This window comes from Agathobaculum desmolans ATCC 43058 (assembly GCF_000701665.1).
Lineage (GTDB): Bacteria > Bacillota > Clostridia > Oscillospirales > Butyricicoccaceae > Agathobaculum > Agathobaculum desmolans.
Genome location: NZ_JNJN01000060.1, coordinates 1 through 12790, shown reverse-complemented (window position 1 = coordinate 12790; position 12790 = coordinate 1). Strand labels below are relative to the sequence as shown.

General features: G+C 53.9%; 8 protein-coding genes and 1 other RNA gene. 6 read left to right on the top strand and 3 right to left on the bottom strand.

What is annotated here, in order from left to right:
- Positions 1 to 533 precede the first annotated feature (533 nt).
- The 5 genes from T363_RS16855 (at position 534) to ssrA (ending at position 4321) form a co-directional block, all read left to right on the top strand.
- The gene (locus tag T363_RS16855) at positions 534 to 2477 is read left to right on the top strand and encodes a glucosaminidase domain-containing protein (protein ID WP_407919084.1); all 1944 of its coding nucleotides are present in this window, start codon (positions 534 to 536) and stop codon (positions 2475 to 2477) included.
- Between the two features lie 31 nt (positions 2478 to 2508).
- Complete coding sequence (locus T363_RS16125; protein ID WP_154658808.1) at positions 2509 to 2682, top strand: hypothetical protein; 174 nt, start codon at positions 2509 to 2511, stop codon at positions 2680 to 2682.
- A gap of 142 nt (positions 2683 to 2824) precedes the next feature.
- Complete coding sequence (locus tag T363_RS15285; RefSeq protein WP_051643272.1) at positions 2825 to 3313, top strand: FxLYD domain-containing protein; 489 nt, start codon at positions 2825 to 2827, stop codon at positions 3311 to 3313.
- Positions 3314 to 3453: 140 nt separating this feature from the next.
- On the top strand, positions 3454 to 3921 hold the full coding sequence (gene smpB / locus T363_RS0112525) for an SsrA-binding protein SmpB (RefSeq protein WP_031476354.1): 468 nt from the start codon (positions 3454 to 3456) through the stop codon (positions 3919 to 3921).
- A gap of 43 nt (positions 3922 to 3964) precedes the next feature.
- Positions 3965 to 4321: a transfer-messenger RNA gene (ssrA, locus tag T363_RS15720) on the top strand.
- Between the two features lie 180 nt (positions 4322 to 4501).
- Here ssrA and T363_RS0112520 read toward each other — a convergent pair.
- Together T363_RS0112520 and T363_RS0112515 are read right to left on the bottom strand one after the other, a co-directional pair.
- Positions 4502 to 11086 (bottom strand): peptidoglycan DD-metalloendopeptidase family protein, encoded by a 6585-nt coding sequence (locus tag T363_RS0112520; RefSeq protein ID WP_031476352.1) that lies wholly within the window; start codon positions 11084 to 11086, stop codon positions 4502 to 4504.
- A gap of 45 nt (positions 11087 to 11131) precedes the next feature.
- Positions 11132 to 12238 (bottom strand): hypothetical protein, encoded by a 1107-nt coding sequence (locus T363_RS0112515; RefSeq protein WP_031476350.1) that lies wholly within the window; start codon positions 12236 to 12238, stop codon positions 11132 to 11134.
- A gap of 14 nt (positions 12239 to 12252) precedes the next feature.
- On the opposite strand from T363_RS0112515, the gene T363_RS16480 reads away from it, so the two are divergent.
- Positions 12253 to 12441, top strand: coding sequence for a hypothetical protein (locus T363_RS16480; RefSeq protein WP_207640630.1), 189 nt, complete (start codon positions 12253 to 12255; stop codon positions 12439 to 12441).
- 135 nt (positions 12442 to 12576) lie between these two features.
- Here T363_RS16480 and T363_RS16475 read toward each other — a convergent pair.
- Positions 12577 to 12790, bottom strand: a 214-nt coding sequence (locus T363_RS16475) for a hypothetical protein (protein WP_034972382.1), incomplete at its 5' end; no start/stop codon positions are given.

Here is a 12790-nt window from a genome sequence, read left to right as displayed (position 1 = left end):
TTTTTCGTTGTTTAATTTACAAGGTACAATCCGCTGCGTTGGCAGCTTTCTTAGTTTATCATACTCAGTTCGTTTTGTCAAGAACTTTTTTCAATCTTTTTTCAAGATTTCCGAAGCTTTCCTGCCGTTTTTCGAACTTTTCTGACCGCCGCCTCTTTTTGAAGCAGCCTATTCAGTATATCAGCCCGTTCCGGATTTGTCAACAACTTTTTTCGTTTTTTCCAAATCTTTTTTCCGGGCCGCCGCCCCTTCCGGGACAGCTCATTTAGTATACTCCTCCTCCCCCGCATTGTCAACTGTTTTTTGACTTTTTTCGAGGATTTTCTTCTTTTGCCTGATAGTTCCTTTGTCCTTGCCGGTATCCTATGGTATAATAGCCGTAAATCGGCCATTGCACACCTATTTTGCAATAATACCAGCATCGCTTTCTGATTAAGCCGTGTGCTGCTATGGTATAATACCCAACAACTGCTTTTTTATACCAATGACAGCTGATTTTGTTTTTACATCTATAATACCGAAAGGGGATCATCTTGAAACGACTTTTGTTATCTGCCCTGACGGCTGCCGCGCTGACATGCACCGCATCCGCCGTCACCGCGCTTCCCGCTGCTTCCGGCGGACAAGCCTTTTATACCAGTACCACGTTGTCCGATACCGCCGGGCGTCCCGCCGACCCTACGATCTACAATATCGGCGGTAATACTTATTTTAAGCTGCGTGATCTTGGCCGGCTGCTAAACTTCGGCGTAACCTACAACCACAGCGCAAACGCCGTTCAGATCGAGATGGGCAAACCATATCTGCCCGAGCCCGACGAAAGCGACAGCATCCACAACATAGCCACTTCTGCCGCCAACGCCATTCCAACCATGCAAACCTTATATCTAAATGGCAAGCGCATTACCCCCTCCGTATACAATATCCGCGGCAACAACTACATTGGCCTGCGCTCCTTTGCTGCGCTGGCCGATTTCGGCGTGGCCTATAACCGCGACAATCTGCGCATCACCGCATATGCTGCTTATCCCTATGCCGAGGAAGGTGTCTGGACAGCCGCTATGAACGATCTGACCGGCAATTTGAGCGTATTGCCTGATTCCGGCTATCCTGCCACAACAGCGCGTTACGCAGCCGCCATCTCCGGCAAAGCATCCGCCGACTGGAAAGCACTGATCAGCACCCTGCGCGCCGTGCAGGATGCCCCCGCCTATGCCGCTGCACCGGATAAGCTGCACCGCGCCAACCTATATTGGGCCGACCGCATCACTGCCGCAATGACCGGACAGGCCGCAGCCGCCACACCGCTTTACCGCACAGCGCTGACCGATCTGGCGGATACTGCACTGTTCAACAATCCGGATCGTGCCGATTTGCAGCAGGATTTTCGCGCCATGTCCTCGGTTTATTTGGGCGCATCCCCTTCTGCGCTGCCGCAAGTTTCTGTCCGCAACGGATACGCCAAAAATGCGCGCAGCCGCGTAACCCTTGCAGACAGCCTGACGCTGACCAGCGGCGCCGCAGCAGAGGATGTCGCAGCCGCCAAAGCCTATTTTGCGCCGGAAATGGCTCGCCTGTCCCTGCTGCCCACCGACACCGAGCGCGTTTCTTTTATCTACCGCCTGCTGCAGCGCGAATACCGCACCGGCGGCAGCAGCTCTTGGGTCACAGGATATGGTAAACGCAGCGCCGTCAGCGCCCGTTCACTTGCCGCTGCGGCAGACTGGATGTTCGCCGAAGCCGGTATCCCAGCGTTTCCGGCACAAAGCTGGTCCACTGCATGGAACGTCGTTTATGTCAACGGCCAATGGGCTGTGTTCGACTTCACCAAGGGCAGCGCACTGCGCTCGCTGGATGACTACCGTCTCTCCGACACCCATCCAGGCTCTACCCTGCTGCTGACACAGGTAATGCGTCCGGGTGCTTCCTATTATAATATGCGCAGCGCTACCATCGCCCGCTACTTCACCTATACCGGCTTGACCGGTGCACCGCAGGCCACAGTGCAGCAAATGCAGTCCTATCTGCGCAAGGTCAACCCCAACGCCCCGCAATCTGTGCTCGATATGATTCCTCTGTATCTCACCGAGGGACAGGCTGAAGGCATCCGCGGCGACATTGCCTTTGCCCAGTCCTGTCTGGAAACCGGCAACTTCACCTTTACCGGCAGTGCCGTCTCCCTCGAGGGCAATAACTTCTGCGGTCTCGGTGTGTTGGATAACGGGATGCAGGGTGCTGTTTTCGCCACGCCGCAGCTCGGCATCCGTGCGCAGATCCAGCACCTAAAGGCCTACGCAAACCGGCAGCTCCTTCAAAACGAGTGTATCGATCCCCGTTTCCACCTTGTCACCCGCGGTGCGGCACCCACCGTACAATATCTGGGCATACAGGAAAACCCGCAGGGCTACGGTTGGGCCGCCGGCGCAGACTACGGCGTAAAAATCCTCAACATTCTGGAGAATATCCTTACCATGTAGCGGGCATCCTCCCTTGTGAGGTGAATAATACATGGATCGATTCCACAACCTGACCGAGCTGCTCGCCATCGACCGCAGTGCACACGCCTATTTTCACAGTCTGCCTGCACATATCCGGCAGCAGATCACAGCGTGCAGCGCAAGCGTTCATTCTGCCCGCGAGCTGCAAGGCTATGCAGAGCAATTACTGCGCAAAAACAACTGACCAAAACGGGAGCGGCACGCCGCTCCCGTTTTGTGCATTTCGAATCTTGCAGGGTATCTCTGGAAATGCTATACTATGTCCGAAAAAAAGATCGAGAACACGGCGCTGTTTTCGCCCCTGTTCCGGCAAGGAGGACTTTCCTATGGCAAACGAAACACTTTCCGCATCTACTCCCGCACGCAAGCACGACCGCCCGCTTTTTCTGAACACTTGGTTCTGGGTATTTGTCGTATGTATCAGCGCTGCTGTCACCGCTTCCTTGGATGGCATCACCGTGCAGCCCGCTGTGACCGGTGCGCTTTCCTATGCCGCACCGCAGGCCGAAGCCGCGCTGCTTTCTGCCGAACAGAACAGCACACCTGCACTTTCCCTGCTTGACGATGCCGTTTCCGCCGAACAGAAAAGCGGTGCACTGACCCTGACCGGCACGATCCAGAATCATTCCGCCCGCGACTACTCGTATGCGCAGGTCAACTTCAACCTGTACGATGCCAACGGCAACCAGATCGGCACCGCCAGCGATTGCACCAACAACCTCAAGCCCAGCACCAACTGGAACTTCAACGCCACCGCATTCGACTCGCAGAGCCGCGCTGCATCTTACGAACTGGCAGACATCATCTGCTGGTAAACAGTGCATCAAAGGGAAAGGGCAGCCTTTCCCTTTTTCTATTGTCTCGCGTTTTGCCGAATGCTGTAACATAGTTGTGCCTTTACAAACCTGCTCCGCCGTGCTATCATAAACTGTACCACGACAAAGGAGGATATGTCATGGCTGATAAAAAGGGCACAAAGCAAGTTACAGCCAATAAAAAGGCATGGCACGACTACTTTGTTGAGGAAAAATACGAAGCCGGCATCGAACTGGCCGGCACCGAGGTCAAATCCATCCGGCAGGGGCAGATCAACCTGAAGGATTCTTACTGCACTTTTAAGAACGGCGAGCTGTTTGTGCGCGGCATGCACATCTCACCCTACGAAAAAGGCAATATTTTCAACAAGGATCCGCTGCGCGTCCGCCGCCTCCTGATGCACAAAAAGGAGATCGCCAACCTGTTCGGCAAAACCAAGCAGGACGGCTATTCCCTCATCCCGCTTTCGGTATATTTCAAAAATTCGCGTGTCAAAATAGAAGTCGGCCTGTGCAAAGGCAAAAAGCTGCATGACAAACGCGACGCCATTGCCGCACGGGATGCCAAACGGGAGATTGACCGTGCACTCAAGGAGCGCAGCCGCTAATGTGCCGAAAAACAGATATTGACCATTCTCTTTCCTTCTAAATGGGGCCGTAACGGGTTCGACGGGGGTGTTGAAGCTGGGATAGCGGGCCGCAGCGGGGATCTGCGTTAAAAGCTCCAACTTGTTTATAAATTAAACAACAACAATTATACTCTTCAGGCTGCCTAATTAAGGCTTAGCCCGTCGGCTCAGGGAGGACCACGGTCCTGAGACCCGGCGTCGATTTAGTGGTGAACGTGTACGGGGTAAGAGTTGCCCCCGTCATGTAACATGACTCTACCAAAGCAGCAAGCCTGTTTGCCGGCGTGCCGCCGCGGGAAATCCAATCGACAAACTGCGCCCGGAGAAATCACAGTGAATGCGCTTTCGGACAGGGGTTCAACTCCCCTCGGCTCCACCATCACAAAAAGCCCGTAAATACGGGCTTTTCTCGTTTTTTCTTCTCATTTCTATTCTTTTCTTCTGTTATTATACGTCAGAAAAATATATCTCAGAATACCAAAATAACGCTGTTTTTCAGGCAAATGCAACACGAAATGCAACACGAAAAAAGGGAGGGCAACACGCCCTCCCTTCTTGTTTAATACCCGGGATAATATCCCTTAGGATCTACATATTTCCCATCCACCATAATTCTGAAATCAAGGTGCGGACCCGTAGATATACCGGTGTTGCCTACCTTGGCAATCTGCTGTCCCTGTCCTACCTTGTCACCGGCCTTCACCGCAAAACTGCCGTCCTGCAAATGCAGGTATACCGATTTCGTGCCGTCCGGATGGTCGATCTGCACCATGTTGCCTCCGCTGCCGCTATCACCCACATAAGATACCGTTCCGCTCTTATATGCTACAACCGGCGTTCCCATCGGCGCAGGAATATCGTTGCCCTCATGGAATGTGCTTGCACCTGCCGTCGGCGCGTCTCGGTATCCGTAGCCGCTGCCCATGCGAACGCCTTCGCCCGCTGCTACTGGGTTAATTCCGGTTTCGCTCAAGGTGTTGGAACGGCTCACTTGGGAGGTCATATCCGCCGCATCCGGCAGCGTGCCGCTGCCCGTATATGCGTTGCTGATATTCTTATACCCCATCGCACGCATCACCGCTGCATACTGGTCATAATTTGCGGTGTTCTCAGATACGATCTTGCCGTAAGCTGCCAGCTTTGCACCGCTCTTGCCCTTCTCCCACGTTGCGCCGCTGGCAAGGGTCTTGATCTGCATATACTGCGCCGCAGAAATGCCGCTTGATTCGATCGCGCCCACATTCTCACGCTCCGCCTGACTGCCGTTTTCACGCATCATATCGAAGGTATAATTTTGAGGCTTGGCAGGGAACATATTATAGAACTTAAAGGTATTCGCAAGTGCATCCCGTTTTTCTCCCGTATAGCCCATCTGGTCAAGGTAATAGGAAAACTCCGTCGCCTCCGCCGTCGCCCGTCCTTCTTCCAGCTCGTCGCCATAAGCTTTGATCGCCTGACTTTGGATCATCGCGTCCACATATTCCGCCGCCGTCACCTTGTCGCTGATCGCCTGATACTTCTCGAACTGGCTCTGGCTCGTCCCCTTCATCAGCAGCGTGTGATACAACTGGTTTTTCTGGTAGTCAGAGAGTGAACTGTCATCGCGGATGGTCTGGAATACTGCATCACGCGCTTCGTAGCTTTCAAGGGTTTCATTCAAAGTGTCCTGCATTTCCTTATACGCAAAATACAGCCCCGGATCAATCTTGCTTTCGTGCACGGTCTTGTTTGCGCCTTCCAGTTCCTTCCCGTAAGTGCTGTTTGCCGCTACCGCCGCAGCGTAGTCGTATACATCCTTAACTGCGCTCACCTTTTCCGCATCGCTCATGGCCTGATACGCCGCCGATTTTGTCAGCGCGTCCACCGCATCAAGCGAAATCTTCCCCTTTTCATTCGTCAGCTTCAACCACTCGTTTGCCGAAAGGTTGTGCTTTACACCTTCAATGGTATAAGATTTTTGCGGTTTGCTCGGCAGCACTGCGGTATCTCCCGTAGCATCATATAGCGCCTGCAAAGCTTTTTCCGCGTCTGTTGTTTTGCGTTTGTTAATATAACTGGGCGAAAGAAAGTTTTCAAACGCACGCAGCGCCACACTTTCCGTCCTGTCCTCACGCCCCCAAACGTCCGTATATGCGGGCTGCATCTTGGAAAGCCCCGGAATTTTGTTCGCCTGCCGCTGCATAAACTTCTGCACTGAATCGGGTACCCAACTATCTTTGTCTACATAAGTCGTTCTTCTGGTGTCATCCGCTGTCCGCGCGATCTGCCCAAGCAGCGTAGGCACAACCTGACCGGCATAATTCTGCACAATGTTCTCACCAACCGCAAAAATCGGGTTGGTGTTGCTGTACTGTGCGCTCTGAATCGTGCTGCCCACACCGGAAAGCATCGTCATATTGATCATCGGCTCAAACAGCCGGGAAAGGGAATCCATTGCCTGATTAAACGCCTGTTCTTCCCCGTCATATTTCTGCGTCAGCGCATTGTAAAACTCCGCGCCGACAAACAGCGGCAGCGCCGCCGGTGCCGCCCAGTCGATGGTATAGGAGTAATCACCGATATTCAGCGCATATTCCTGCGAACCCTGCGCTGCGCCGAACTCCCGTTCCTTATCGTTCTCCGGCTCGCTGGCGGACAGCAGATCGTTGGACGCAAGGAAATACCCAAGCGCAGCAATCGCCGTACCGGTAAGACCCTGCGCGATATGGTCAATCGCTTCCGTCGCATCCATTGTGCCGTTTCGTACCTTTTTCAAGTCGGCAGTCAAGCCCTTAATCAGCCCTGCCGGGCTGTATTCAAAGCCGCGCTTTACAATGTTGATCGGAGTGCGCTTGAACGGCAGAAAGCCGCCGATCCCAAGTTTGGTGAACTTGTTTGTATTCTCCCATTCACTAAGTTTGTCCGCCAGCGCAGACGCATCCTGAAACGTCGCTTTTTTTGCGTCCTCTATTGCATGCGTTCTGCCCTGTTCCAGCACATCCGCAGGCACATTGTTCAAATCTACGCCGCGCGCCGAAAGGAAGTCCGCAAGGCTGTTGATGTAGGTCATCTTCTTAAAGAACGCATCTTCCGCATCCAGCGCATTTGTATTGACATCCATCACCGCCTGCAGCGGGCGCGGGAACAGTCTTTGCCGCTGCTGTATCTCACTCATTTCAGAGGTATAGGCATTGCCCGAAAGCACATTTTTCATCTGCTCAAAGTCTGCCTTGGCAAATTCCTTTGCGCCCTTCGCCCGTTTCAGCGAACGGGTGCGCTGCTCTGGGTCTTTGAGGAACGCGCCTTGCAGCGATGCGCTCAATTTGTTGCTGGCGCGCACCGGAAGCTGCATTACCATATTGCCTACCACATTTCGAATGTGTGTGCGCGGGTTGCCGAGCATGGCAAAATAACGCCATGCGCTCAGCCGGTCACCAAACGTGGGCGGAATTTGTTTTGCCACATCATCATAAATCGCATCAATCGCCTTGTCCGCATCTGCTTCCGTTTGTGCATTCAAAAGGTTCTGCGCCATCGCATCATCAATGGTAATCTGCGGCGCATTTTTACCGCGCTTTTGCGTCAAACCATCCTGAATATTCTGCACCGTCTTGCGGATATAATACAGCTTTCCTTCCGGCGTGGTTCGTTTCAGCAGCCGCAGCGCCTGTACAGTCTGACCGGCTCTTGTCCCCTCTGCCGCAATTTCCGCCGCCAGCTTCATCGTGGTCTGCGTATCGCCCATCTGTGCAGCCTTGGAATACAGAAGCTCCGCCAGAACGATATCTTCCTTTCCTGCTGCTCTGCGGCCGCTGGTCACATCATCCCAACGCGCCAACGCACCCTCAATGCCAAGCTGATCGATCATCTTAACAGCCATATCCAAGCTGGGCTTGTCCTTTTTGGGGCGATAGGAGAACAGTCCGTTTTGCACCTGCTGCTCAAACGCGGGGATCATCTCATCCGGCGTGACCTTTGCTTCCATTGCCGTTCTGGCAAATTGCCGCACCTTGTCCGAGCCGTCCGTAGACCGCGGCACATCCACAATTCTCGCGGGGTTCTCGCCCGGCTGAATCGTGCCGTATTCGTTCGCCATCTGCGTATATGGGTCAAAGCCGCTCTGCGCCGCACCCACCGAGGAATCCGGCTGAACAGGATTTCGATTCGCAGTATTGTTATTTTGCTGCTTCTGTGCTATACTATAAGCAACAAGAGTATCATCCGATAACAACTCAGGCAATTGGAGCCTGCTGTCAAGAATCTGATCGATACTCTTGTTTTCTTTTGTGTAAATCACATTTTCATGTGCTTCCCCAAGTAACGCTTCAAGATTCCGTTTGCCATAGGCGCTTGCCAGCGCATTTACATCCTCAATAACACCGCGCTTGTTCATGTGTATCGCTGCAATAACCGGATTCCCGTTTGTGTCGTTCCATTCTGTTAAAACAACAAAACTGTCTGGCTGCGTTTTCGATTGAATAACTGCCAATGGATCGCTAAGTTGTGCCGGTAAATCCTTAAGCGCAGAAATTCCCAGATTGTGATTCCCGCCCATATACCCTTTCGGGTATGCGATCTTACGCGCCGTGTTCTGTGTCATTGTAAGCGGCAAATCAGGCGCACCCAACTCCTGTAAAATTGCTGGCGTTTTTCCGATTATAATTTGCCGATCTGTTTTAAGTGTGCCATCAAACACCCCATCAATTTGCGCACGATACGCCGCATCCGCTGTATTATTCGCTGCGTCAACCGGATTGCCCCGCATCGGATTCAACGGCGCTGCGCCCACGCCCTGCTCTGCCGGACTGACGAAAGACCGCCCCGCGTTCGTGTCTCTGATATCCGCCGTCCGCGCCGGTGTACCGTAGGAGATTTGCAAACCCTGCGGTGTATTCCGCACTGAAAGCGCATTGCTCCCAAGTGCTTCCGCAGCAGCTCTTACGTCCTCTGCCTGCTTGTACTCGGCAGCAAATTCAGGCGATACAAACTGTCCGCCGCCGCGTGCAATCTCCCCATCCACTACGCTTTTTGCAAGCGCGGGGATCTCGCTCTTTCGCGGCGCATGGCCATTCTGCGTGTAAAAGTCCGAATACCACGGCTCATTCTGGCTGGCGCGATATCCGCCGCGCCCGTATTCATCCGTTCCGACTACAACTATACCCTGTCCCTTATAATGCCGCATATACTGCTCTGTGCCGTTCAGCACCGCAGCATATTGCTGTTCAGCAGGCGTTATGATCTCATCTGCAATGTCCTGAACGCTGACGCCGCTTTTTTGCTGTGCGTCAAACAAGGCTTGCGTTAAGCCAAGCTGCCGCTCTGTCAGTCCACCGTTGGTATTCCCTGCGTCGTCGATCGCCCGCAAACGCGGAATCGTCACCGTCCGTTCCACACGTTCGGCAATCTTGGTTCTGGTCGACCGTCCTTCCGGCAGAAGTCCGGTCGGGAGCTCTGCAGATACCTGCCCGTTCTGCGCCGCATACATTACATCCGGCGTTTGAACATCCGATGCCCTTCCCGGCAAATTAGGATACAGTCGACCGCGTGTACCACCATATAGGATTCCAACGTCTTCCGCCGTATTGAATCGACCTCTGCCTGCTGAAACGCCGTTCGACCCGCCATACATCGGGTTTTGTGTCACTTGCCCCACAGTCAACAAAGGTGTAATTTTCTGTGGCAGCGCGGGCGTACTGTTATCGCGCCAAGCCGACCGCACATCTATCTCATCATTCACTTTTTCCGGGGATGTTTCAACCCTGCTATCCGGCTTGCTTGCACCGCCGAAAAATCCACCCAACACATTACCTGCAAGGAACTCCTGCCCCATTCTGGCAGGATCGACCACGCCGCCCTCACCAAACATCTTGCGGTCTTGGTCGTATACCAGCTTTTCCGTCGCTGCTGTGCTCAGACCCTGTGCAACCTCTTCGGTGCCTTCCTCAAAACCGGTTTGCAGTGCATTTTTCAAACGGCTTCCAGTGCGTCTTCCTGCTTCAATGCCGCCCGCAGTTTCAATACCCGCCGAAGCCGCAGAGGAAAGGATTGCCGAAACCGCCGCTTCCGCATCGCTTGCGCCGTTCGCTTTTGCGTTCTCATAGTCAGAACCGACCGTGCTTGCAAAGCTGGTCATTGCGCTTGTATTCTTGGCAAGTGTCGAGGATATACGACTTAACACGTCATCCGCCGCCCCACCGATAGAACTTACTTCACTTGCGCCTGCCGTAAGGTACGCCATCACCGCCTGCGGGATCATACCGATTGCGTTTTGGTATAAGTCACCCGCAAGCCCGCCAACCTTGCCGCCTCGTGCATAGTCGTAATCGCGCACTTTATTTTGGATTTCGTCCGCATCACTCTTTGCTTTGTTGATGTACTTCTGCACGCTTTTGGGGGTAATAACATCCGGCAGCAAAAAGTCAAGGGTCTTATATGCGCCGCCGCTGATCCCGGCCAAGCCCGCCCCGGTATTATGCCCGATCACGGAAAGCGGATTCTGCTTGTCGTAGTCTCTCTGCTTTTCCACCTCCGGCATAACCGACGCAGAAAGGTTAACATTCCCGCTGAACGTATCGCCCGAGTGCGGATCAAATTTCAAACCATATCTCTGCCGGATCAATTCGTTTTGGTTAAATAGCTCCTGCTTGCGTGCATCATCCGCAAAGTGCCAATCCACACTGTTTTTTGTCAGTTGGTCAAAGTCCGCCATGCGGCTGCGCATCGTCGTTCCGGGAACCGACGGAAGCTGTAGCCCTTCTCTGGTTGCCGCAGGGGTGCGGCTGCTGAAACCGCCGCTTGCTCGCTGCACCGGCCTTGAATGGATTTTCGCCCGCAAAACCGGATGTAGCGGCTCGTTGATCAAGCTTGCCCGTGTCAGCTTTGGGCGCAGGTATTGCGGTATGCCGGGCGCACTCTTTCCCCCGGCGCTTTTCGCCGCCCCGCGGCTTCCGCCCGAAGCCTTGCCCGAAGACCTGCTCGCAGTCTTTCCGGCAGATGATTTCGCAGCCGTTGCCCTGTGGGCTTTCGGCTGAATATTATGCTTCTGTGCATAATCCTTTGCTGCCTGCTGTCCGGTTTTTCCGCTGAACGCCTTGCCGCTGTTGATATTCTTGACCGCCTGATTTAACAGTGCCTTTTTTTCTTCCTCTGTCAGCTTTTTTGCCATGTTAAACCTCCCAAAAGGAAAGGGGCGGTTGCCCGCCCCGCTTAGTTAATAATATTTCGGATTGTACGAACCTGCGTTAAAAATCGCGCCCACCGGAATACCCAGCGCACGCGCAATCGCCGCATTGGCACCGTTCGTCCCCATGCCTTCCCATAGGCGCAGCCAATATTCACGGTCAGAGTTCTGCTGTTGCTGTTGCAGAAGCGCATTGTTGTACGCCTGATCCAGCGCCATTTGCTGGCCGGCAAGCGTCGGCAGCGAACCTGCAGCCCCCATCATCTGTCCGGAATTGATAAAGTTCTGCACCGCCTGATTCTTCATAGCATTCTGTTGTGCAAGGATGTTCTGGCGCTCCGCTGCAAGCTGCGTGCCCAGCTCCGCCATCGCCTGTGCTGCCTGTGTGGAGTTGCCCGCAAGCGCATTCAGTTTGTTGTTATACACCTGCTGCAAAGCGTTCTGTCGCGCCATCTCGTTATCGTTATACGCCTGATTATACGCCGTATTCTGCGCCGCAATCGTGGATTCCGCCGCGCCCTGTCCGGAAATACCCGCCGCCGCAAGCTGCGCCGGAAGGTCTCTTTGCGCCAGCCTGCTGTTGATGTACGCCTGCCGTGCCGCTTCGTCATAGCTTTGGTTCAGTCCGGGCAGCAACTGGTCATACTGCTGCGCGATCTGATCGCGTGCCGCCTCATAATACGCCTGCAGCTGCGCTTCGCGTTCCTCCTGTGCTTCCAGTTCGCGCTGCGCCTGCTCTTCTGCTGCCTTCTGCGTATTGATATAACTCATCAGCATTGCCCGTGTCGCATCGTTCTGATACTTGGTTAACCCCTCCGCTTCTGCCTTCTGGTCGCGCAGCTGCACGGTATTCCACACGTCGCGCCAATCCGCACCGGCCATCACCTGATTGCTTCCAAGGTCGCCGTAATCCACACTGGGATTATAGCCCTGCGGCCGGCTGCCTTGCAGCGCACCCCCCATCGCGCTGCCTGCCATCCCAAGCCCCATATTGACCGCCGAGCCAAGCAGCCCGCCAACCGTACCGCCTTTGCTTGGTGTCGTGCTGCCCGGTGCTTTCCACTCGCCGTTTTCATAGGTATAGCCGCTTCCCGCATATAATTTCTGATTTTCCGCATGCAAGCGGTTTTTTTTCATCCTGCGTAGTGGCTGTGTGCCACAATCGAGAGTTCTCTTCCGCCTGTTTCAGCCAGTCCGGCTTTTCCTGCGTCCCCATTGAAGGCAAGCTTGCCGAACCACCGGATGATCCGCTAAAAGACCCGCCGGCCGATCCGCCGGACGGACGCGAAGAACCACTTGAACTGCTCGGCGGCGACCAAACGCCCGTGTGGCTGTCGTAAGTGTAGCCATGCTCACCATAGATCTGCTGGTTTTCCTTATGCAGTGCTTCCTTCTCTGCTGGGCTTGCCGTGTGCCATTTCTCTGAATTTGCCTCCACCTGCTGCTGCCATGCCGGCTTTTTGGATGAGCTGCCCTTATTCTTGTTCGCTGAACTCACCGCAGAACTGATTGCCGAACCGATAATCGAACCAATTCCGAAATTTCGTGCCATTCCATACACTCCTTTTTTGCAAAATAAAAGCAGGAGAACAAAAATGATCCGCCCCAGTCAAGGTAGACCGGAGAAATAAATAAAATATAGTGCGGTTATGCTCGCCGTTTCCTTTTTCGGGAACGGTGAGCTTGTTT

Coding starts and splice junctions, on each gene's coding strand:
- smpB (WP_031476354.1), top strand. CDS start 3,454: ATGGCTGATAAAAAGGGCACAAAGCAAGTTACAGCCAATAAAAAGGCA.
- T363_RS0112515 (WP_031476350.1), bottom strand. CDS start 12,238: ATGAAAAAAAACCGCTTGCATGCGGAAAATCAGAAATTATATGCGGGA.
- T363_RS15285 (WP_051643272.1), top strand. CDS start 2,825: ATGGCAAACGAAACACTTTCCGCATCTACTCCCGCACGCAAGCACGAC.
- T363_RS0112520 (WP_031476352.1), bottom strand. CDS start 11,086: ATGGCAAAAAAGCTGACAGAGGAAGAAAAAAAGGCACTGTTAAATCAG.
- T363_RS16125 (WP_154658808.1), top strand. CDS start 2,509: ATGGATCGATTCCACAACCTGACCGAGCTGCTCGCCATCGACCGCAGT.